The following is a 22,686-nucleotide window of genomic DNA, read 5'->3' on the forward strand; positions in this document are numbered from 1 at the left end:
AGTCTGGGCCGTGTCTCAGTCCCAGTGTGGCCGATCACCCTCTCAGGTCGGCTACGCATCGTTGCCTTGGTGAGCCGTTACCTCACCAACTAGCTAATGCGCCGCGGGCCCATCCTATAGCGACAGCCGAAACCGTCTTTTAGTCTTTCACCATGAAGTAAAAGAGATTATTTGGTATTAGCCCCGGTTTCCCGGAGTTATCCCAAACTATAAGGTAGGTTGCCCACGTGTTACTCACCCGTCCGCCGCTAAATCAGAGGAAGCAAGCTTCCTCATCATTCGCTCGACTTGCATGTATTAGGCACGCCGCCAGCGTTCGTCCTGAGCCAGGATCAAACTCTCCATAAAAGAAATTTGATTAGCTCAAATTGTTTTGCTGGCATCAATTTTGATGTCCAAAATTTTGTTTCGTTCACTAACTGAAAGTTAGTTACTAAAAACGTTATTGATTACGTTTTGCTTGTTCAGTTTTCAAGGTTCATGTTGTTGCCGCTTTGTTTTAGCGACTTTATTATCATAACTTGTATTTAACAAGAAGTCAACAACTATTTCGAAATATTTTTCTCAAGCAATCCTTCTTGTTAAGGACAAGTAATAATATATAATATCATTCACTATAAATCAAGCTTTTTTTGAAAAATACTTTAAAATCTTTTTATCATCTATCACAAATAAGATTATACCAAAGATAACAACTAATCCACCAATGATTTGCGTTGCTATTAAATACTCTTGGAAAATAAAAATCGCTAATACCGCCGCACCAATCGGTTCAAATAATATAGCTATTGAAATAACATTTGTACTAACGTATTTAATAGACCAATTAAATAATGTATGCCCTAATAAATTTGGTACAATCGCTAATAAAATAAACCATATCCAATCGATTGTTGAGTATGGACCGAATGACTCCCCTTTAATAACTACATATAAAAACAACGTAATCGTACTTACTACATAAACAATCATTGTGTATGTAACAAGTGATAGCCTCTTACGAACATCTTGTCCAAATAATAAGTAGGCTGTGATGAGTGCACACGCGATAAGAGCCAGAATGTCCCCATAAAATGCTGTACCACTTAATTTAAAATCTCCCCAGCTAATCAATACACTTCCGATAATTGCTATCGCACCTGCAAATATAGTTTTTACTGTAATCTCCTCTTTAAAGAAAAAATATGTACCAACAAACGCGAAAATCGGCTGTAGCGTCACCAAAACAGTGGAACTTGCAACAGAAGTGTAATTAAGTGATTCAAACCACAATATAAAGTGGAATGATAAAAATACGCCCGCAATTGAAGAAAACAACCAATCCCGCTTCGATAGTTGCTTTAACTCAGCAGTATATTTCCAAAAAAATAGGGGTGCCATGATTATCACCGAAAACAACATTCGATAAAAAGCAATGATACCCGCTTCCGCGTTCGCAAGCTTTACAAAAATGGCGGATAAGGATACCGAAACAACACCGATAAAGATAGGGAGATATGGATGAATTTTTGGTTGTTCCATTGGATTCCACCTCCTGTTTAAAATTGCTTATACATCAATAGTTTTGTGATGTACAATACAAAAAAGTAATGTACATATAATAATGACAGCTTGCATATCTCTTAGCAATACGAAATATCGGTGGAGGGTTGAGAATGGGAACACTATTAGAAAATATGATTACATATGAGGTTGGCATAAAATTAGTTATTGCAGCCACATTAAGTTTAGTAATCGGTATCGAAAGGGAATTAAAAAAGAAGCCTGTTGGATTGAAAACGAGCTTAGTTATTGCAACGTTCAGCTGTCTACTAACAATTATTTCGATTGAGACCGCATACTCAACACCCCCAAGAGCAGATATTAATATCACAATGGATCCACTTCGTTTAGCAGCACAGGTCGTAAGTGGCATCGGCTTTCTTGGAGCCGGGGTTATTTTAAGACGAGGTAACGATAGTATTTCAGGTTTAACAACCGCCGCGATGATATGGGGAGCTGCGGGTATTGGAATAGCAGTTGGCGCAGGTTTCTATATGGATGCTACATTAGCTGTTATTATCATTGTCTTTGGTATTGAAGTATTATCTCCATTCCTGATGAAAATCGGACCAAAACGCATCCGAATGAGAGAGATATCATTAAAAATTCAAATTGATGATGATTGTCATGCGGAATCTTTTCTTCAGTTTTTAAAGGAAAATAATATTATTATCGAAAACATACGTATTAAAGATATTCCCCTAAGAAATGAGACGGTTTTACACGAATTAGATTTACGATTGTCATTAATTATCTCAGATAACTTACTGTCGTTTTACCGTTCATTGCGAGCGCTATCTTATGTAGAAAAAATCGAAATGGAAATTTTAAACTAGTTGGAGGAAACTTCTATGGCAGATTTATTGAAACTATTAAAGGAAGGTAATAAACCTTCACTCATGGCTGCATGTGTCAATGCCTTTTTAGGAATCATTAAAGGTATTGCTTTTTCCCTCACCGGGAATGTTGCCATGTTTGCAGAAATGATGCACTCACTTGGCGATGCAGCAAATCAATTATTCGTTTATATCGGTTCAGCTCTTTCGAAAAAAGCACCAACAAAGCAATTCCCAGGAGGATTTGGTCGAATTGTTAATCTGGTTTGTCTATTCGCCGTTATTATTGTAGCAATTCTTTCTTATGAAACTGTAAAAGAAGGCTGGCACCATTTTATGCATCCTTCTGGTGAGTCAAAGGGAATGCTCATTGCACTTGGAGTTTTATTTATCGGGATTGTGTTGGAGGCCACAGTACTTGCTAAAGCAGGTGTCGAAGTACTGCATGAGGCTGGACAAGAAAAAGCTGGTATGGCTTCTATTGTGAAAGCATTCGCCTATTTGAATCGTGCTAAACCAGCAACAAAATTAGTGTTTATGGAAGATTTAGTAGCTACAGCAGGTAATGTATTAGCTTTTGCGGCTATTTTAATTGCACATTTTACAGGGTGGGCAAGAATTGAAGGCCTCGTATCAATGATTATCGGCTGTATGATGTTCTATGTAGTGGGCAAGATATTTCTTGATAATGCTCGTGGCGTTATCGGTGAAACCGATGAGGAAATGCTTAATCATATCGCTCATCTCGTGATGGAGGATCCAAATATTAAAGACATTGTACGTCTAGAGGTTGTTAAAGAAGGTGAGTTTTTGCATGTCGAGCTAGTTGCAGAAGCCGATGCTAAATTATCACTTGCCTACCTAGATGATGTACGCGACCATTTAACAGCAGTTATTTTAAGTCAAAAAGGCGTATCAAAAGTAGCCATTTTATTTGATGAAGATGATGGTCTATTCAATTGGGTACACGTCGGAGATAAACCAACAAGCACGACTACTAAACATTAAAACGATAGCCAATTGCCTTATTTCAGGCACTTGGCTATTTTTTATACGGGTATTAAATCACTCCGTTCACGTTTGATTTTTATTGCACTTAAGTAATCAGAAACTTCCTCACTATTTACAAAAACATGATTTGTAACCACAAAAGTTAATAACATTTTTAATGCGATTTATTTTTTCACGCCTTGTTGTTGAATCACTATTTTAGAGAATTTTTATGTTGCCACACGATTTGCTAAGGCATATTCTTCAGTGTTGGTAATCTCTCTGTCATCTGGATGACACCCAAGAATAAAATTACCAGCATAGGAATCCTTCTGATTGGTCATGTACTTCAGCAATTGAATCTTCTTCATTCATCATTTGAAGGGCGACCAAATAATGTTTTAAAGCACCTGTTTTCTTAACCTTTGCCACAAAAAAACTGTGAGACTAGTTGCACAGCCTCACAGTTTGAATATTAAAGGGAGTTTTGTAGAATTGTACGTACATCGTCTTCCTGTAACTTTTTAAAGTTACCAAAAGGTCCATTATGCATAGCATGTTCAACGATTTGATTAAATTTCGAATCATCAATATCATAATCTGCTAAGCGACTTGGTGCACCTAACGATGTCCAAAATGCTGATAGACGATCAATACCTTCATAAGCAACTTCTTCAGTTGTTTTACCTGTCTTATCAACACCAAAGACACGTATTGCAATACCAGCAAAGCGCTCAGGATTTATAGGCACACTTAAACGCATCCAGTGTGGCTGTAAAATCGCTAAACCGCCCGCATGTGGAATATCATAAATCGCTGATACAGCATGCTCAATATCATGTGATGCCCAATCGCCACGAGAACCCATCGATAAAAAGCCGTTTAAACCAACTGTTCCAGCTAATAGAATTGTCTCTCGTAACGCAACATTTTCTAAATCCTCCAGTAGTTTTGGAGCTGTAGCAATTACTGTACGTAAAACACCCTCACACATTTCATCTGTGATTGGCGTATTCGTAGCATTATGGAAATATTGTTCGAATACATGTGACATCATATCAACCATTCCGTAAACTGTATGATTTTTCGGTACTGATACAGTGTAGGCTGGATTTAAAATTGAAAAATTCGGGAATGCTGCTGGACTACCCCAACTTAACTTTTCTTTGGTAGCAGCGTTCGTAATAACAGAGCCTGAATTCATTTCTGAACCTGTTGCAGCTAGCGTTAATACTGTTCCTAATGGTAAAGCCTCTTTTACCATTACCTTTCTCTTTACAATATCCCACGCATCACCATCATATTTTGCACCAGCCACTATTAATTTTGAACAATCAATAACGGAACCTCCACCAACAGCAAGCACAAGATCGATATGTTCTTTTTTGCATATCTCAATACCGAGACGTGCTGTCTCAACTCGAGGATTCGGCTCAACACCGCTCAATTCAAAAATTGTTTTACCCGCTTCTTGTAATTTTTCAATCACAGCATCATATACGCCATTTTTCTTTATGCTGCCTCCACCATATACTACCAATACCTTACTACCATACTGTGCTAACTCTTTTGGTAATTTTTCTAACGCCTCTTCACCAAAGTGTAATCTAACTGGATTATAGAATGTAAATGAATTCATGGAAATCGCCCCTTTCTAGTTGGATTTTCTCATATTTATAAGAAGGAAAGCAAAGATTTAAAACCAACTATACGCTGGACATTAATCGTTATAAATGTCGCCACAGTTACACCGATTTCAGCTAATTTTTCCTGTATACGCTTATAGTACGTTACACAATCACTTCCGAGGTTCTATCCACGCGTTTGAACATGCTTTCAGTAAATAACAATAAAAAAACGAGTCATCCCTTTAATTAGGAATGACTCGTTTTGTAATTATCTATTAATTAAACCCATCCACGGAAGCGTGATGCTTCTGCAGTACGGCGAACACCTACCATATAAGCAGCTAAGCGCATGTTAATGTTTCGCGTTGTCGCTGTTGTATAAACATTATCGAAGGCTTCAACCATTTTTTTGTAAAGGCGTTCTTCTACTTCTTCTTCAGTCCAGTAATAACCTTGGTTATTTTGAACCCATTCGAAGTAAGAAACGGTCACACCACCAGCAGATGCTAATACGTCTGGAACCAGTAAAATACCACGTTCAGTTAGTATTCTCGTTGCCTCAGCTGTTGTTGGACCATTTGCTGCCTCTACTACGATGTTTGCTTTAATGTTATGTGCATTGTCAGCAGTAATTTGGTTTTCAATTGCAGCTGGCACTAAAATATCACAATCAAGCTCTAATAATTCTTTGTTTGAAATTGTGTTCTCAAATAAAGTTGTTACTGTACCGAAACTATCACGACGATCTAATAGGTAATCGATATCTAAACCTTCAGGATCATGAAGAGCACCATAAGCATCAGAAATACCAATTACTTTTGCACCTAAATCATGCATGAATTTTGCAAGGAAACTACCTGCATTACCGAAGCCCTGAATAACAACACGTGCACCTTTAATGTTAATATCACGTTTTTTCGCTGCTTCTTCAATAACAATTGTTACACCTTGTGCAGTTGCACGGTCACGACCTTGAGAACCACCAAGAACAAGTGGTTTACCTGTGATGAAACCTGGTGAGTTGAATTCGTCCATACGGCTGTATTCATCCATCATCCAAGCCATAATTTGTGCATTTGTAAATACATCTGGAGCCGGAATATCTTTAGTTGGGCCTACGATTTGACTTACAGCACGTACATAACCACGGCTCAGGCGTTCGATTTCACCCATAGACATTTGACGTGGGTCACAAATGACACCGCCTTTACCACCGCCATACGGTAAATCAACAATCCCACATTTCAATGTCATCCACATTGAAAGCGCTTTAACTTCTTCCTCTGATACTGCTGGGTGGAAGCGTACGCCACCTTTAGTTGGGCCTACAGCATCATTGTGCTGTGCACGGTAACCAGTAAATACTTTTGTTGTACCATCATCCATTTTCACTGGAATACGTACTTGAAGCATGCGAAGTGGTTCCTTTAATAATTCATACATAGCTTCGTCATAACCAAGTTTATTTAGAGCATCTTGAATGACATCTTGAGTTGATGTGAACAGATTTAAGTTTTCAGACATATTAAATCGCCTCTTTGTTTTTATTAATGATAGTATATCGGCATCATTGTAACACACTTCCGAAATAAAATGTGAACATTTTGTTAAACTTTAAATACTTTTTCAATTTGAGCAATTGACCAATCTAAATCTTCTTGTGAAATAACAAGTGGTGGCGCAAAACGAATAACTGTATCATGTGTTTCTTTACATAATAGACCTAATTCTTTTAGCTTTTCACAGTATGGACGAGCTGCTTCTGTTAATTCCATTCCGATAAATAATCCACGACCACGAACTTCCTTAATAACAGGGTTATTAATATTTTGAAGCTTACCTTTGAAATATTCGCCAAGGTTATGTGAACGCTCTGCTAGTTTTTCGTCTAGTAATACTTTAATTGATGCAATTGACACTGCACACGCTAAAGGATTCCCACCGAAAGTAGAGCCATGTGAACCTGGGTTGAATACGCCTAAAATATCACGGTTTGCCGCCACACAAGAAATTGGGAATACACCGCCACCTAAAGCTTTCCCTAAAATGTACATATCCGGTTCAACGTCTTCCCAATCACAAGCAAACATTTTACCTGTACGTGCTAAACCAGCTTGAATTTCATCAGCGATAAATAACACATTGTTTTCACGGCATAGCTCACGTGCAGCTTTTAAGAAACCTTCTGAAGGAATGACAATACCAGCTTCTCCTTGAATTGGTTCAATTAAGAATGCTGCTGTATTTGGTGTAATCGCTGCTTTAAGCGCTTCTAAATTACCATAATCTACTAGTTTCACATTCGGTAGCATTGGTCCGAAACCACGACGATATTCTTCATCAGATGATAATGATACTGCAAGCATTGTACGACCATGGAAGTTTCCGTTACAGGCAATGATTTCTGCTTTGCCATCTTCTACACCTTTTACATCGTATGCCCAACGACGAGCCGCTTTAAACGCAGTTTCAACTGCTTCTGCACCCGTATTCATCGGTAATACCATTTGTTTATTTGTTAATTTACCAACAAGCTCATACCACTCACCTAGGTTTTCACTATAGAAAGCACGAGAAGTTAATGTTACTTTATCAGCCTGTTCTTTTAACGCAGCAATAATTTTCGGATGTCTGTGACCCTGATTTACAGCTGAGTAAGCTGATAGCATATCTAAATATTTGTTGCCTTCTGGATCTGTTACCCATGCACCTTCAGCCTCTGCAATAACGATTGGCAGTGGATGATAGTTTGCAGCACCATAATTTTGTGTTTGTTCAATAACTAGTTGCGATTTTGTCATATAGTATTCTCTCCTTATACTTCACGATAATAGTTCTATAAAAGAGAGACAGGCTAAGACTTTTAACAAGCCCGCCTTTCTCATCAATAGAAGTCCTTTAGAAAACTTTCTTTTATAGCGTTAAAAATTAAAGCATTTCTGAAGTTGTTTTAGCTTGCATATGCAGTTGTAAGTAGTCAGGGCCACCAGCTTTAGAGTCAGTACCTGACATGTTGAAGCCACCAAATGGTTGGTAGCCAACGATAGCACCTGTACAACCACGGTTGAAGTATAAGTTACCTACATGGAAATCTTCACGAGCTTTTTCTAAGTTCATACGGTTAGTTGTAATAACCGCACCAGTTAAACCGTATTCAGTGTCGTTTGCAATTGCAATTGCTTCGTCAAAATCTTTTGCTTTAGCAATGGCTACGACTGGTCCAAAAATCTCTTCTCGCATGATGCGTGCTGAAGGATCTACGTCTGCAAACACTGTTGGTTGAACGAAGTATCCAACTGAATCATCTGCTGTACCACCTGAAACAAGGCGACCTTCATTTTTACCGATTTCGATATACTCTGTAATTTTATTGAAAGCTGCTTGGTCAATAACTGTTGCCATAAAGTTGCTGAAGTCTGTTGGATCACCAACTGTTAATGCATTAGTTAGCTCTTGAACACGATCAACTACAGTGTCGTAAACATCTTCTACGATTACTGCACGAGAACATGCTGAACATTTTTGACCAGAGAAGCCGAATGCTGATTTTACAATTGATTGAGCAGCAAGCTCTAAATCTGCTTCTTTATCTACTACGATTGTGTCTTTACCGCCCATTTCAGCGATTACACGTTTAATCCAAATTTGTCCATCGTTATGTGTCGCAGCACGTTTGTTAATGCGTAAACCTACATCACGAGATCCTGTGAAACTGATAAAGCGTGTTTTCGGATGATCTACTAAGTAATCACCCACTTCTGCACCAGAACCTGGTACATAGTTTACTGCACCTGCTGGAAGACCAGCTTGCTCTAATACTTCGATAAATTTATATGCCACAACAGGAGTTGTTGAAGCTGGTTTTAATAATACTGTATTCCCTGTAACTAGAGCCGCTACTGTTGTACCTGCCATAATTGCAAATGGGAAGTTCCAAGGTGAGATCACAATACCAATACCTAAAGGAATATAGTCATAGCGATTGTATTCGCCTGGACGGCTTTCAACATGTTGGCCATCTTTAATACGTAACATTTGGCGACCATAGTATTCTAAGAAATCGATTGCTTCTGCTGTATCAGCATCTGCTTCATTCCATGGTTTACCTGCTTCTTTTGTTAATAGTGCTGAGAATTCATGTTTACGTCGACGAATAATTGCTGCCGCTTTGAATAAAACATCCGCACGAACTGCTGGATCTACCTTTTTCCATGTTTTAAATGTTTCATCTGCTACTTGCATTGCTTTTTCAGCTAATTCTTGGTTGGCCTTAGATACGCGACCAATCACTTCTGTTTTCTTTGCAGGGTTATAAGAAACAATTTTATCTTCAGTTGTAATACGTTCTCCACCAATAATTAGTGGATAGTCTTGCCCTAAATAACCTTCTACTTTATTTAATGCTTCTAGATAAGCATTGTAGTTTGCCTCTTGAGAAAAATCTGTAAATGGTTCATGTTTGTATGGAATCATACTAAAATCCTCCCTTTGTGAGATGTTAAAGTTAGTGTGCAAAAAACATTGACGCAAATTTTCTTTGCGTATAGAATATTCTTACACTTATTATAATGCAAAATTTCGTTGCATATTTCAAGTAAAAAATTTTTGAGGTGCAAATTTTATGAAAAATTCAGAACCTTTACTCCCTTTTTATGATTTTATTGCAACTAATGTATCCGTTGGTATTCATGCGATTGATGTGACTGGAAAAACAATTATCTATAATACAAAAATGAAAGAAATTGAGGGATTTCATTTTGATGAATTAGCAGATCGCTCAATTATTGAACTGTTTTCTTTTCGTCAACATGAAAGTACTTTAATGCGTGTTTTACAAACGGGTATGAAAGAAATAAACGTAAAGCAAACTTACTGGAATAAAAATGGACATGAAATCACAACGATTAATGATACTTTTCCACTTTTTCAGAAGAACAAACTCATTGGCGCCATCGAATTTGCACGTGATATTACATCACTCGAAAAATTAGTGTATCAGCCACTGCGTCGCTACGATGAACCTTTAACATTTGATATGATTACTGCTGTTTCCGACACAATGAAGCAGGTTATCGCAAATGCCAAAAAAGCAGCGGCCGTTAAATTACCCGTATTACTAATAGGGGAGTCTGGTACTGGAAAGGATTTAGTAGCAGAAGGTATTCACCATGCTGCGTCGCCTGATCCTGAAGCATTTATAACCCTATTTAGTCGCCGTTCTGCGCAGTCAGTTCTTGATAAAGTGAAAGAGCTTTTACAACATGACAAGGCATATACATTTTTCTTTGAGCGCATTGATTTTTTAAGCCTCGACTTACAAGAACAATTATTAGAGGTACTACAGTCCCTTCCTCAGTCAAAATACATGTTGATTGGTAGCGTTGGCAGTGACCCGATTACATTAATTGCAGAGAAGAAACTTTCAAAATCGCTGTACTATTTTTTCGCGACCATGGCTATTACAATCCCCAATTTAACAGACCGAAAAGAAGATATTCTGCCGTTTGTTGATGATTATATTAGCAGACACCGCGAACGTTTCGCATCGAACGTGCTTGAGCTTGCACCTGATGTGCAAACATTGTTCTTACAATATGATTGGCCCGGGAATTTGAAGGAACTTGAATTATTACTGGATGAAATTGTGTCGTTCATGACAACTGAGACAACAGTTACCCATGATTTATTGCCGCTTCATTTCCGTTTTAAAGTACAACAACAAGACGCATCCGATCGAGAGCCAGAGTATTTTATGTTTCAGCAACAAAATGATGTCATGCCGCTTGATGCCTATTTACGGGAAGCCGAATCCTATTATGTGCAAAATGTATTGAATTTATATGAGGGCAATATTACAAAAGCAGCCGGTGCGCTTGGTATGAGTCGACAAAACCTACAATATCGTTTACGAAAAATCAAGAAACAATAGCTTCGTTTAACTATTGTTGCCCATTGTTAAATCATAATTGGATATGTTCAAAAAAAAAATGAGGATGACTTCACATAGAAGCATCCTCATTTCTTTAATGTCCTGACTGTTCGATCCAGTCCTGTAATTTGTCTTTTAGGGAGTTAAAACCATTAGCATCAGACTCATCTACGCGGTCCTGTAATGATTTACGTGGTGGTGCATCTTTTTTTCGTAACGTTGCTGGGCGTTCTTGTAAAGCTCGGATCGATAAACTAATTTTTTCGGCCGCTTCATCGATTTCAAGCACCTTTACTTCAACTTCTTGCCCAACCGATAAAAATTCACTCACGTCTTTGACAAAGCCGTACGTAATTTCGGAAATATGCACAAGCCCTTGTGTTTCTTCATCAAGCGCTACAAATGCACCGTACGGTTGAATGCCTGTAACTTTTCCGGTTAACACGTCTCCTAATTCATATTTTTTTACCATAACCTTTGCCCACTTTCTATATGTTTGCTACGTATATATCACGTTAAATTATAACATAGGTAAATAAGTGGAGCAAAAATTCGTCTTATCAATTAATTGCTGCAATTCGGAATTGGGATTCCCCTAAATCATTTGTCATTGTATCAATTCTAAAAAGGATACTTTGTCCAAATATCCTCTGTTCCTCCTCTTTCACGGTAGCTTTAATTGTAATTGTTGCTCCTTTTGTCTCACTCAGATCGCTAAAAATAAGCATGTCACTAAATTTCGGTATTTCTGTTCCCACAACTTCATCCATTACCAGTTGCTGTGCTACTTTATAATCCTGTTGTGATAACGCATAAATATATAAGCTCACTACATTTAATGGTTGCAATGAGTTTAACACCGTCATATCCCCTGTTTGCTTATATGTGTTATAAATCTGCTGTGCTAACTGTATCGAGTACTCATCTAATGCTACTTCGGTTGCGCCATATTGTGTATTGGTTTCAGGATTATAACGTTTTTTTAGTACGCCCATCCACACATCGTATGCCGTAAGCTGAAAGAGCGTTAATGACTTCCCTGTTTTCAGCTCATTCACTATTGTTTGTGCTGTTTCTTGCATCACCATACCAAATTCCCCCTCGGCAACGCGCATGATAAACGCTTTATACTCTTCAGTTATATGACCATCTAGCGTATGCGTAGAAAAAGATTCTGTACCTTTCAATAAAGCTAGCCATGTGTTTTCATATTCTCCCTTCAAGACCATATACTCTGGAGAATCTGTAAATGAATCTGCGAGCAGTGTTTGCTCGTACATTACTAAAATAGCTGCTGTTTCACTTGCAGTTAATCGTAAGTCACCACCTACAAGCAAGGAGCCAGTTGCTAAATGCTTAAAATAACCAACTATATCCGGATGAATATTGTCCTTATAGGAAGAAGCATGCTCACCAAATAAAGGATTCGGTCGAAATTGACCATCACTTTGCAGTTCAATATATTGCTTATTTGCGGTTGATATCAAATGTTTTAATTCTTTTGGGAAGTGATTAGAATCGGTCGTTAAAATTTTGCTATAGTCTGTTAATCGTGACGTATAATAACTGGCAATCTCATTTGCTGTATTTGCGTAAAGTTTAAAATAATCAAATGAATCACTAAAGGGTAAATGTTTACCTACACTACTATCTTCCCACATTTTAAAAATCTCACTTGGTGTCATTAAATAATTCATTACACTCCACTCCATACTTTGAGTGAAGTCATCATTTATAATCTGACTCTCTAAAAATTCTGCTTTTCTACTCTTCAAATGATTTAAGCTACTACTTGCCATTTGCACAGTGGATAACTTATTAAACTCTTCCTCAGGCATATCAAGCTCAATCCGCATTTCCTCACGTTTTTCTTCGTACTTTTTTGTAAAGTCTACTAGCCATTCTTCATAGTTTATAGACTGTTCAATTTCTGTTGTTTGCACAGTGGTAGGTGGACCGATTATATATGATGTTGCTAATACTCCAACTATGAGCACACTTGCAATACTCGCTACCCAAACAGTTGGATTTTTCCATTTATTAGGGTTCTTTTGTGGTAAGGAGACTATTTCCTTAGTTGAGGCGACTTCCTCTGCTTCAATTTGCACGACTACATCTACTGGATCTAATTGGGGTTCTATGCGGTCGTATGATTTTTTTAAGAGCGCCATACGTTTGTCAAATTGTTGCTCATCCATTTTCAACACTCCCTTCCTCTAACAAAACTTCTTTAAGTTTTTCCTTTGCCCGTAAAATACGAACTTTCACTGTTGACAATGAAATGCCTAGCACCTCAGCAATTTCCTCGTACTTTAGTTCGTGAAAGTAGAATAATACAAGCGGATAACGATATTTTTCATCGAGTGTTTGAATGGCGTTATGTAATAGTCTGTCTTCCTCAAAATTTAGGACATGCTTTTCCGCTGAAGCACTAGGAATATGTTGCAGTGCGCTCAGCAACTCCTCTTTTGCTTGCTCCCGTTGCTCCTTTCGATAATAATCCCGTGTCGCATTTAGGGTAATTTTATAGAGCCATGTGGTAAAACGATCGTGCTTAAATTGATGCAAAAAGCGATATAACTTTACAAACACCTCCTGTGAAACATCTGCCAAATCACAGTTATGTACACCACATTGAAAGGCAAATTTTTCAACTGTTCGCTGGTGGATACGAATAAGTTCGATATAGGCTTCTTTATCGCCTTGCTGTGCCTGTTCAATTAATTCAAATTCAGTCACTGTTCTCCCCCCTTATTTACTTGGTATGTATGGAACGAAGTATTTCTCCTAATTGTTACATATTTATATGAATCTGGCTTCCATAAGGGGAAAGTTGGTAGAAATGCTGATTGCTGGGGCTGGTAGCCCGTTAGAATTGTCGTATCGCTTTTTTGGTGTAGCCTGTTGTGCTACTTGAACCTTTTAGCATAGAAAGTAGTTCAATTTATAGTCAATTTTCTGATATTTGCCTTGTGTTATGAAATTTTTGCGGTAAAATAAAACTTTAGTATAAGGAGGCTTTATTTTCGTGTCATCGAGAGATCAATTTACATCTAAAATTGGATTTATCTTAGCAGCGGCTGGCAGTGCCATCGGGCTTGGAGCAATCTGGAAATTCCCCTATATGGCGGGGACAAATGGCGGAAGTGTGTTTATTCTGCTATTCATCTTATGTACGTTCTTTATCGGTTTACCGGTGTTAATTGCTGAATTTATGATTGGACGTCGTGGACAAAAGGATGCCGTGACATCATTCAAAGAGCAAGCGCCAGGAAAACCATGGTATTTGATAGGTTGGGGCGGCATGATAATTGCTGGTTTAATCTTATCTTTCTATAGCGTTGTTGGCGGTTGGATTTTAAGTTATTTAGGACGTTCAATAACGTTTCAACTAAATAATGGTGGCAATGATACTAACTACGCTGATTTGTTTGGCAGTATTATCTCTAGCCCCTTTGAAGCGGTGCTTGTGCAAGGCTTATTCTTGCTATTAACCATAGCGATTGTTTCTGGGGGCATTAAAGGCGGTATTGAAAAAGCTAGTACGTGGATGATGCCACTATTATTCATCTTCTTCATCGTATTAGTTGTGCGCTCATTAACACTTGACGGTGCAATGGAAGGCGTTAAATTCATGTTCGTCCCTGACTGGTCTTACTTGAATGCCGAAACATTTTTAAAGGCACTCGGACAAGCATTCTTCTCGTTAAGTGTCGGTATTGCGGTCATGATCACCTATGCTTCTTACCTTTCAAAAACTGAGAAAATTGGTAATTCAGCGATAAATGTCGCCTCAATGAATATCATCATTTCGCTACTTGCAGGCCTTGTGATTTTCCCTGCAGTATTCGCACTTGGCTATACACCCGATCAAGGGCCTGGTCTGGTATTTATCATCTTGCCAGCTGTCTTTCAGCAATTACCGCTTGGCGGCTTGTTTTTAACTATTTTCTTTATCCTTTTACTATTTGCCACAGTCACTTCTTCTATTTCAATGCTTGAAATTGTTGTTGCAATAGCGATTGGAGACAAGCCTGAAAAACGCAAAAAAATTGCTTGGATTGGTGGGATCATTATTTTTATCTTCGGAATTCCAAGTGCCTTGTCATTTGGTATCTTATCCGATGTGCAAATTTTAGATCGTTCTATCTTCGATTTTGTTGACTTTATGACAAATAGTGTTGGTATGCCAATTGGCGCTCTACTTATCTCCATCTTTGCAGGCTACTACTATACAAAAGATATTTCTCGTCGGGAGCTTGCTTCATCGAGTTTAATGTTTAACATTTGGTATATTTTGATTCGCTATGTATCACCTATTGCGATATTGCTTATTTTCATTCAAGGTATACTTCCATTATTTTAATAAATAAATAATCCTCGCACCGTTCTAGGCGCGAGGATTATTATCTAAAATTAGTATTATTGTCTCCGCCTAAAATAGCGGTGACTTTTTATATTAAATAATACACTTAGCTTCAAATTTAATGGCAATGAGTTTGTACGAAATGGATACACAATCTTCAAATGGAATCCATTGTTCAAACGAGTGTTCATATGTTTCTTGAATAACCTTTGCTAGTACTGAAGGGTCATCAATCCCCTGCAGTGCTGCTACGACATCAGCTGTTTCCGTATCATAATGGTCTGGACCTAAGTGGAATGGATCCCATTCCTCTAGCAGATGCACGGCTGCTTGATTCATTTTAATATTTTCCAAAATACTCACCTATTATCCTTTTATCATACTCGTATGATACCATAGGAAATAAAAAAGAAAAGAGTGATTTGCTTGTCTATTTTCGATAATACTATTAATCGTCGCCATTCCAACTCTGTAAAATGGGACGCAATGGAAAAAGTATATGGGTTAAAAGATGCTTCTGAAATATTACCGATGTGGGTAGCTGATATGGATTTTGCGCCTCCTGTAGCTGTGTCACAGGCATTGCAAGAGCAAGCTAGTAACGCTATTTTTGGCTATAGCTTTGTCAGTGAGCAAGCACTACAATCAATAGTAGACTGGCAGGAAACTCGCCATGGTTGGCACATTGACAAACAATCTATTTTATTCAATAACGGTGTCGTTTCTGCATTGGCAAATGTTATAGTAGCACTTACTCACCCTGAAGATAAGGTGCTTATTTCAACACCCGTCTATCCGCCATTCTTTAACATCCCTAAAAGTAATGGCCGAGAAGTTGTTACTTGCCCTTTAGTGGTGAAAAACGGCACATTTGTCTATGATTTTGTAGCCTTTGAACAAGCACTTGCCCAAGATGTGAAAGCCTACATATTATGTAATCCTCATAATCCAGGTGGCTATGTATGGGATGAAGCTACATTAAAAGAAATTGTTCGTCTATGTACAAAATATGATGTTCTTATTATTTCTGATGAAATTCACTCGGATTTAATGTTAGATGGGGCAGTACACATACCTCTTGCAAAGGTTGCAGGAGATGAAGTCGATCGGATTATTACATGTATGGCACCAACAAAAACTTTTAATCTAGCTGGCATTCAAATTGCTTATATGATTGTCACAGATAAGCAAAAACGGGCGCAGTTAGAAGCACTCAACATGGCTAGTGGTCACGGCTCACTAAATAGCTTCGCCCCTATCGCAATGCAAGCTGCATACTCAGCAGGTGCATCATGGTTAGATGAATTACTTACTTATATTTCTAAAAATATGGAATATGTGATTACCGAGTTAGCACAATTACCTGGCATTCGTATTGCGAAACCTCAGGGCACATATTTACTATGGATTGATTACCGCGACATGGCAATTGATGAGAAAGTGATGATGCAACGTTTGTTGGAAATTGGTCAGCTTGCATTAGAACCTGGTACAAAGTACGGGGAAGAAGGTCGTGGTTTCCTTCGTATGAATGTTGCTTGTTCTTTTGAAACTGTAAAAGATGGCGTAAGCCGCTTTAAACGCGCATTATTATAATCTCACAAGTGTACGCATTATTCATAAGGATTACTAAGGATTACTAAGGACACTTTTAAAGATAGTTCAAGTACTTGAGATATCCAATAAGACTGTCGACAAACTCTAAGAAATTTTGTGTTTGTCGACGGTCTTTTTACTTTATATTGATTCCTTTCCAAGCACCCCCCTTTTGCGGCGGGTCGCCGAGAAAAGACTGTCGACATCCCCGATATTATTTCATGTTTGTCCACTGATACCCTCCTTATGTTTAGAAACGAGTTAAAAAGGTAAGAGTTTCTATACAAAAGTGAGGTGTATTAAATGGCATCGTTAGCTCCATTAACGATTGAACGTGCTTATATGACTTTCTTATTCCCCTTTGCTTACCATATGCAATGTAGAGACAAGCTTTGTAATGAGCTAACAAAAGAAAATTTTTCATTCTTCACCCTGCAAAACAAATCATTAGAAGATGCATTCTATGGAGAATCCATCTCGATTTCGCATGAAGAATTAGCTCAATTTTTCTATCCATTTATCGAAGACAAACTATTCCCTGATAACTCAGACCGTCATGATTTTATCCGTTTTTCAAAAGCTTTTCATGCCGAAGGTTCATTACAGTATCGAGAAGATACCTTTGCATATGAAATAGTTAGCATCGATATTACACTTTGCCCATTCGGTAATGGCATTATTACAATGAGGACAAAGATGACGGATTCTGCACATGACTTTAGTGATGTATTAAACTTTATACATTATTTTCGTGTGTTAGAGGCTAAGCTCTGGGAAGAAAAAGGCGCAAGTCATCATTTTCCCTTTGGCCATTTTTCATCAACTGGTGATCTATTATTCAAACATTTTGTTCCCTATTTACTTCCCTATCTACCGTATCAGCAGGCAGATACATATGACGGTTTACCATTTTTTGAGGATGAACGTATGTTTTCTTCCGCATTTTTACTCTGTAAGGAAGGAGAAAAAATTTTAGATGAGCATTTGTTTCGCCTAGGACAAGTTGATGGGAAAAAACCTGATGGAAACCCTTTTATTTCTAGTACAAATCCACATTACATTGCTGATTATGTCAAAGAACATACGCATACGCGTTGGGCACCAAACAGCTATATTGTCACCTCAGCTCAGGCACAAATAGCAATTTCTAACCTTTCCTTTAAGGAATCAAAACATAGCATTGAGGAATTTATGGGCACACATTATTATAATTTGTTTATACATTACTTTTATAAAATGATGCTCCTAAAAGTATCTTTTGAGTATAGTGAAATAAGTTGGAGTAAGGACAAGCTTGTGGTGGATGAGCTCATTGAGTTAATAACTAAGTTTTCGGCACGTTATTATTTTGATGAGGTTGTTGTCCGTACAGAGGGAAAAGAAATCTCTCAAGCACTGCGGAAATTTTTCCGGATTAATGAGCATTATATTGAGACGAAAGCGACTTTAGAAAGCTTATATCGGACATTGGAGGATCGCTCTGATAATCGCAATAATAGATTACTGTTCATCTTAACGGTGTTTACTGTCGTTTCTGGTATTTACGGCATGAACTTAGTTATCGAAGAATGGGATAGCACTGTCAATTGGAAAAGTATTTTTGGCTATACGGCTTTTGAGTGGCTTGCACTTATCATCGCACTCAGCGGTATAGGTTTATCACTTGTACTCGTTTGTTATTCAATTTTCACAACTTTTAGAAATCATTTTCGTCGATACAAGCGAAATCAGCCATAGAACAAGGGCTATCTAAAAAGTCCCTCAAACAATATCCTTTATAGTAAAAATCCACTTCGCTTCTATGAGCAAGGTATAAGCCACAGGTGCTAGTCACGAAGGACTGTGCTGCTGTCGCTTTGTAGACCCTGTGCTTTATCGCAGCTATTGGAGTGGCAGGCGCGATCAGGAACAGCATGTGCAGGAAGATCTAATTTTGCGGCGAACTACCGCATTGGAGCCGTCTGCAAAAGGAAGCGCTTGAAACGGTAATCAGGTTTTTTACTATTTATTCTAAAAAAAAGCACTCTACATTGAGAGTGCTTTTTTTATTAAATATTTTGGCGATTGCCACTATCTTTTTTATCAGCTAAAATACGTGCTTCGATTTCTTTTGATTTGATTTCTTGCTTTTTAGAAATTTTACGGAAAATTATAAACACCACTGTACATAAAATGAGCATCAATAAAAATTCAAATGCTGCAGGAATATAGCCTGATTTATCTTCAGGGAAATATAAAAATTGATACATTAATTGTTCCATGTTCTCTACACGTCCTTACAATTATTATTCAAAAACTGTAATTGACTCAATTTTCACATCTTCTAATGGCTTATCACGGCCGTCTTTTTCTACATCCGCGATGTTATCAATAATGTCCATACCTTCAACAACATGACCGAACACAGTGTGTTTATGGTCTAACCAAGGTGTACCGCCATTTTGAGCATAGGCCTCGATAATTTCTTCTGGGAAGCCAGCGCCTTGTAGTTGGCGTAGCATATCACTTGGAAGGTGCTTCATTTGTACGATAAAAAATTGAGAACCGTTTGTGTTTGGACCAGCATTCGCCATTGAAAGTGCACCACGTAGGTTAAATAATTCATCAGAGAATTCATCTTCGAAAGAGTTACCCCAAATTGATTCACCGCCCATGCCTGTTCCAGTTGGGTCGCCACCTTGAATCATGAAGTCTTGGATAACACGGTGGAAAATAATGCCGTTATAATAACCTGATTTTGCATGGCCTAAGAAGTTTTCAACAGTTTTAGGTGCTTGTTTTGGGAATAATTTAATTTTGATGGCACCTAAAGTTGTCGTCATTTCTACTAGTACTTCGCCTGGTTGTACTTCTTTTGTTAATTGTGGAAACATGGGAGTCTCTCCTTTAAAGTAAAATTTCAGTTTCAACGGAAATGATCATACATTAAATCATTTCTGACCTCATATTAGTCTAACACACTTCCTAAAGGTTTTCTTCACCAAAGTATTGACGATTTTTGCACTTTTAACATCACATAGGAAAAATGTTATAAATTCTATTCACAGTGGGCAGACGCATTCACTACAATGAATTGTAATAGTTTATTGGCGTAGAAATAGGTCCGAACGCGTATTTGGAAACCATCCAAATTATGTTATTCTGTTGAAGGACTTATTTAGGACGGGAGGCATCCATGAAAAAGGCTTTTGGTGTTATTATTATTATTTTATGTCTACCCTTCCTTTGGTGGATTAGCACAAATATACGGACAGAATTGGGTACTGCTAAAGCACATGAAGAACAGATCGAAAATGCTATCCATTTACCAGCAGTACAAGCGCAACTTCCCGTTATTCTTATTGACCGGAATGGACAAACATTTAGTGAAGAATATGTCGAATGGCGACAGCCACTAACAATACAAGAGATTCCACAAATTGCCCAGGAAATTTTTATCGTCAGTGAGGACGTAGACTTTTATGAGCATATTGGCTTTGACCTTAGTGCCATCATTCGAGCCATAGTAGTCAATTCTAATGCAAAGTCTACTTCTCAGGGTGGTAGTACAATTACACAGCAACTTGTACGCATGCGCTATTTATCGGAAGAAAAAACGTATGAGCGAAAATTGACTGAGCTTTTTTATGCCTATGAGCTTGAAAAGGAATTTGACAAAGAAACCATTTTAACGATGTACTTAAATGAATCCTATTTTAGTAATCAGGTTTATGGTATTGGGGCAGCGGCAACATATTATTTTCAAAAGCCACTCCAAGAATTATCGGTTGCCGAGATTGCTTTTATTTCAGCAATCCCAAACAATCCATCACTCTATAACCCTTTGAAAAACTTTCATCATACAAAAGAGAGACAGGAACGTCTTTTAGATAACCTTGCAGCAAGCGGTGCTATTACCTTATCTGATGCCACTGCCTATAAAGCAGAAACAATTACTTTGAATGTTAAACATAAAATTCAAAGTTATCCAATGTATAGCACATATGTTTTACAGGAACTACGTTGGCTTGTTGCAGAGAAGGAAGGCTATGCTGATCGTCTTACTAACACGCAAAGTGAGGAAGAAAAGAAACAAATACAAGTCCAGCTAGATAATCGTCTCAAGACGTTATTTCAAAATGGTTTAACAATTCACACCGCATTGGATCCTCACAAACAAGCTCTTGATGAGGAACGCATGACAGCAATTTTAGGTACAGGACAATTACAGGCAGCTGGTACAGTCATTGATAATGCATCACGAGAAGTCGTCAGTATTTATGCTGGTAAAAACTACGCAAAATATGATTATCATCGTGCCTATCAAGGTGTGCGCCAACCAGGATCTGCCTTTAAGCCATTGGCCGTATACGCGCCTTTTTTTGAAACAACAACCCACACACCCGATTCCACCGTCAATGGTGGACGTTATTGTGTTGGTTCATTTTGTCCCCAAAATTACGGTGGCTACTTATACGGAGATGTGCCAATTCGTACTGCATTCCGGCACAGCTACAATACCTCGGCTCTTCGTCTATACAATACAGTAGGTGTTGAGAATTCGTTTAGTTACCTAGATCGTTTCCACTTCCGTTCGATCGTTGCAGAGGATCATAACTATGCAACTTCACTAGGAGGGCTAACTTATGGTGTTACTGCCTTAGAACTAGCAGATGCCTATACGAGCTTTATTGATGGCTCTTATGTTCTTGCTCATAGCATTCGTAAAGTAACCGCAAATGATGGAACAGAGCTATATAGTTGGAATACCGAGCGCGATCAAATTTGGTCTCCAAAAACGGTAAAGTATATGCGTGCATTGTTAGCAGATGTTGTTGCAAATGGCACAGGGCAAGGGGTGTATAGCACTAGTGACTATATTGGCGCTAAAACGGGTACCACGAATGACTATCGTGACTACTGGCTTGCGGGCTTAAACAGTAAATACACAGCAGCTGTCTGGCTTGGCTACGACAAACCACAGTCCATGGAGAAGCTAGAAGCTTACAAAATTCATCATCAACTTTTTAATGTACTGCTAGATTAAGGGTTGAACCAACAGAAAAAAAGTATGCTGGGAGGTCTCCTAGCATACTTTTTTGTCTTCTAGAAATTGAGCAGCAAAAAGCATCTATGTAACTTTAATTTTCTAATAGTTACATATTTAATAGATACTTTATTACTTAGCAAACGGTAAGCTGGCCAAGATACCGTTATACAATTTCAAAATCACATAAACTACTAGCGATAATAATAATGTCCACATAAGAAGCTCAAATACTAGTAAGCCCATCGTTCCACCCATTGATATAAAGTGACTCATTTTATAGATTAGGTATATAAAATAAACAAAGACAGTGAGGATAAATATACCGACTAAAACATAAATCGATTGAATAGCAAACGCGGAACACATGGCGCCAATAAATAGGATGACGTAGCCACCCCGTGCCTGGCTCACCGTCGTGCCTTCACTATCTTTTGAGAAAAATAACATGCCGAGCTCATGAATTGTCTCTCCGATTAGCTTTAATGCTGAAAACATCATAAAAAAAATCATTGCAAAGACAATTAGTAATAAAATACGCAGCTCAAAATCCGATAAAAATTCGCGCATGCCAGAATATACCCCAATGGACTGAAATATCCGCAGCGATTCTCCTACTGCATACATGCCAAATGTTAAACTAAATAAAGAAATTGTAATTAATGGTAAATAACCATAGATATAAGGATTCCTCATAAAAAATTTTTTTCCTCTTTTTCAGTTGATAACTTCCTATTTATAATATAGCGAAAATTCTTCCGTTCTCGCAAGCT

General features: G+C 38.0%; 19 protein-coding genes and 1 rRNA gene. 7 read left to right on the forward strand and 13 right to left on the reverse strand.

Translation table 11 applies throughout. The features are described 5' to 3' along the window. Together C9J35_RS08060 and C9J35_RS08065 are read right to left on the reverse strand one after the other, a co-directional pair. Positions 1–348: ribosomal RNA gene (locus tag C9J35_RS08060) — 16S ribosomal RNA — on the reverse strand; the annotation flags it as partial. A 273-nt stretch (positions 349–621) separates the two neighbouring features. Further along, on the reverse strand, positions 622–1,521 hold the full coding sequence (locus tag C9J35_RS08065; RefSeq protein WP_107924103.1) for a DMT family transporter: 900 nt from the start codon (positions 1,519–1,521) through the stop codon (positions 622–624). A 134-nt stretch (positions 1,522–1,655) separates the two neighbouring features. Here C9J35_RS08065 and C9J35_RS08070 point away from each other — a divergent pair, with 134 nt between their 5' ends. Together C9J35_RS08070 and C9J35_RS08075 are read left to right on the forward strand one after the other, a co-directional pair. Further along, positions 1,656–2,378 carry an MgtC/SapB family protein gene (locus C9J35_RS08070; protein WP_107924104.1) on the forward strand — a complete coding sequence of 241 codons (723 nt, stop codon included), beginning with the start codon at positions 1,656–1,658 and terminating at the stop codon, positions 2,376–2,378. A gap of 15 nt (positions 2,379–2,393) precedes the next feature. After that, a complete protein-coding gene (locus tag C9J35_RS08075) occupies positions 2,394–3,386 on the forward strand; it encodes a cation diffusion facilitator family transporter (protein WP_107924105.1) in 993 nt (330 codons plus the stop codon). Positions 3,387–3,843: 457 nt separating this feature from the next. Here the strand turns inward: C9J35_RS08075 and C9J35_RS08080 are convergent, their stop codons facing one another. The 4 genes from C9J35_RS08080 to pruA form a co-directional block, all read right to left on the reverse strand. After that, positions 3,844–5,007, reverse strand: a complete 1,164-nt coding sequence (locus tag C9J35_RS08080; protein WP_107924106.1) for an iron-containing alcohol dehydrogenase — start codon at positions 5,005–5,007, stop codon at positions 3,844–3,846. A gap of 268 nt (positions 5,008–5,275) precedes the next feature. After that, positions 5,276–6,520, reverse strand: a complete 1,245-nt coding sequence (locus C9J35_RS08085) for a Glu/Leu/Phe/Val family dehydrogenase (protein WP_107924107.1) — start codon at positions 6,518–6,520, stop codon at positions 5,276–5,278. Positions 6,521–6,603: 83 nt separating this feature from the next. Beyond that, positions 6,604–7,797 (reverse strand): ornithine--oxo-acid transaminase, encoded by a 1,194-nt coding sequence (locus C9J35_RS08090; RefSeq protein WP_107924108.1) that lies wholly within the window; start codon positions 7,795–7,797, stop codon positions 6,604–6,606. Between the two features lie 127 nt (positions 7,798–7,924). Further along, a complete protein-coding gene (pruA, locus tag C9J35_RS08095; protein ID WP_054767627.1) occupies positions 7,925–9,469 on the reverse strand; it encodes an L-glutamate gamma-semialdehyde dehydrogenase in 1,545 nt (514 codons plus the stop codon). Between the two features lie 148 nt (positions 9,470–9,617). Here pruA and C9J35_RS08100 point away from each other — a divergent pair, with 148 nt between their 5' ends. Next, positions 9,618–10,925, forward strand: coding sequence for an AAA-type ATPase lid domain-containing protein (locus C9J35_RS08100; RefSeq protein ID WP_107924109.1), 1,308 nt, complete (start codon positions 9,618–9,620; stop codon positions 10,923–10,925). A gap of 94 nt (positions 10,926–11,019) precedes the next feature. On the opposite strand, the gene yugI is transcribed toward C9J35_RS08100, so the two are convergent. The 3 genes from yugI to C9J35_RS08115 all read right to left on the reverse strand — a co-directional run bounded on the left by yugI (position 11,020) and on the right by C9J35_RS08115 (position 13,664). Continuing rightward, positions 11,020–11,397, reverse strand: coding sequence for a S1 domain-containing post-transcriptional regulator GSP13 (gene yugI / locus C9J35_RS08105; protein ID WP_107924110.1), 378 nt, complete (start codon positions 11,395–11,397; stop codon positions 11,020–11,022). 88 nt (positions 11,398–11,485) lie between these two features. Further along, complete coding sequence (locus C9J35_RS08110; RefSeq protein WP_107924111.1) at positions 11,486–13,123, reverse strand: hypothetical protein; 1,638 nt, start codon at positions 13,121–13,123, stop codon at positions 11,486–11,488. Further along, complete coding sequence (locus tag C9J35_RS08115; RefSeq protein WP_054767623.1) at positions 13,116–13,664, reverse strand: RNA polymerase sigma factor; 549 nt, start codon at positions 13,662–13,664, stop codon at positions 13,116–13,118. Before C9J35_RS08115 ends, C9J35_RS08110 begins: the two co-directional genes overlap by 8 nt. A 289-nt stretch (positions 13,665–13,953) precedes the next feature. Between C9J35_RS08115 and C9J35_RS08120 the strand changes: the two genes are divergently transcribed. After that, complete coding sequence (locus C9J35_RS08120) at positions 13,954–15,291, forward strand: sodium-dependent transporter (RefSeq protein WP_107924112.1); 1,338 nt, start codon at positions 13,954–13,956, stop codon at positions 15,289–15,291. A gap of 93 nt (positions 15,292–15,384) precedes the next feature. Here C9J35_RS08120 and C9J35_RS08125 read toward each other — a convergent pair whose 3' ends face one another. Further along, positions 15,385–15,645 (reverse strand): DUF1871 family protein, encoded by a 261-nt coding sequence (locus C9J35_RS08125; protein WP_107924113.1) that lies wholly within the window; start codon positions 15,643–15,645, stop codon positions 15,385–15,387. Positions 15,646–15,717: 72 nt separating this feature from the next. Here C9J35_RS08125 and C9J35_RS08130 point away from each other — a divergent pair, with 72 nt between their 5' ends. Continuing rightward, on the forward strand, positions 15,718–16,887 hold the full coding sequence (locus tag C9J35_RS08130) for a MalY/PatB family protein (RefSeq protein WP_107924114.1): 1,170 nt from the start codon (positions 15,718–15,720) through the stop codon (positions 16,885–16,887). Positions 16,888–17,190: 303 nt separating this feature from the next. Continuing rightward, positions 17,191–18,624 (forward strand): magnesium transporter CorA family protein, encoded by a 1,434-nt coding sequence (locus C9J35_RS08140; RefSeq protein ID WP_054767620.1) that lies wholly within the window; start codon positions 17,191–17,193, stop codon positions 18,622–18,624. A 311-nt stretch (positions 18,625–18,935) separates the two neighbouring features. On the opposite strand, the gene C9J35_RS08145 is transcribed toward C9J35_RS08140, so the two are convergent. After that, the gene (locus C9J35_RS08145) at positions 18,936–19,148 is read right to left on the reverse strand and encodes a hypothetical protein (RefSeq protein WP_107924115.1); all 213 of its coding nucleotides are present in this window, start codon (positions 19,146–19,148) and stop codon (positions 18,936–18,938) included. A 24-nt stretch (positions 19,149–19,172) separates the two neighbouring features. After that, positions 19,173–19,760, reverse strand: a complete 588-nt coding sequence (locus C9J35_RS08150) for a peptidylprolyl isomerase (protein ID WP_107924116.1) — start codon at positions 19,758–19,760, stop codon at positions 19,173–19,175. 302 nt (positions 19,761–20,062) lie between these two features. Here C9J35_RS08150 and C9J35_RS08155 point away from each other — a divergent pair, with 302 nt between their 5' ends. Continuing rightward, positions 20,063–21,913 (forward strand): transglycosylase domain-containing protein, encoded by a 1,851-nt coding sequence (locus C9J35_RS08155; RefSeq protein ID WP_107924117.1) that lies wholly within the window; start codon positions 20,063–20,065, stop codon positions 21,911–21,913. A 132-nt stretch (positions 21,914–22,045) separates the two neighbouring features. Here C9J35_RS08155 and C9J35_RS08160 read toward each other — a convergent pair whose 3' ends face one another. Next, positions 22,046–22,609, reverse strand: coding sequence for a DUF5366 family protein (locus tag C9J35_RS08160; protein WP_054767618.1), 564 nt, complete (start codon positions 22,607–22,609; stop codon positions 22,046–22,048). Positions 22,610–22,686: the final 77 nt, after the last annotated feature.

Source organism: Lysinibacillus parviboronicapiens (genome assembly GCF_003049575.1).
Classification (GTDB): Bacteria; Bacillota; Bacilli; order Bacillales_A; family Planococcaceae; genus Lysinibacillus; species Lysinibacillus parviboronicapiens.

Coding starts and splice junctions, on each gene's coding strand:
- C9J35_RS08150 (WP_107924116.1), bottom strand. CDS start 19,760: ATGTTTCCACAATTAACAAAAGAAGTACAACCAGGCGAAGTACTAGTA.
- C9J35_RS08070 (WP_107924104.1), top strand. CDS start 1,656: ATGGGAACACTATTAGAAAATATGATTACATATGAGGTTGGCATAAAA.
- C9J35_RS08160 (WP_054767618.1), bottom strand. CDS start 22,609: ATGAGGAATCCTTATATCTATGGTTATTTACCATTAATTACAATTTCT.
- C9J35_RS08080 (WP_107924106.1), bottom strand. CDS start 5,007: ATGAATTCATTTACATTCTATAATCCAGTTAGATTACACTTTGGTGAA.
- C9J35_RS08090 (WP_107924108.1), bottom strand. CDS start 7,797: ATGACAAAATCGCAACTAGTTATTGAACAAACACAAAATTATGGTGCT.
- C9J35_RS08155 (WP_107924117.1), top strand. CDS start 20,063: ATGAAAAAGGCTTTTGGTGTTATTATTATTATTTTATGTCTACCCTTC.
- C9J35_RS08075 (WP_107924105.1), top strand. CDS start 2,394: ATGGCAGATTTATTGAAACTATTAAAGGAAGGTAATAAACCTTCACTC.
- C9J35_RS08100 (WP_107924109.1), top strand. CDS start 9,618: ATGAAAAATTCAGAACCTTTACTCCCTTTTTATGATTTTATTGCAACT.
- pruA (WP_054767627.1), bottom strand. CDS start 9,469: ATGATTCCATACAAACATGAACCATTTACAGATTTTTCTCAAGAGGCA.
- C9J35_RS08065 (WP_107924103.1), bottom strand. CDS start 1,521: ATGGAACAACCAAAAATTCATCCATATCTCCCTATCTTTATCGGTGTT.
- C9J35_RS08110 (WP_107924111.1), bottom strand. CDS start 13,123: ATGGATGAGCAACAATTTGACAAACGTATGGCGCTCTTAAAAAAATCA.
- yugI (WP_107924110.1), bottom strand. CDS start 11,397: ATGGTAAAAAAATATGAATTAGGAGACGTGTTAACCGGAAAAGTTACA.
- C9J35_RS08145 (WP_107924115.1), bottom strand. CDS start 19,148: ATGGAACAATTAATGTATCAATTTTTATATTTCCCTGAAGATAAATCA.
- C9J35_RS08085 (WP_107924107.1), bottom strand. CDS start 6,520: ATGTCTGAAAACTTAAATCTGTTCACATCAACTCAAGATGTCATTCAA.
- C9J35_RS08140 (WP_054767620.1), top strand. CDS start 17,191: ATGGCATCGTTAGCTCCATTAACGATTGAACGTGCTTATATGACTTTC.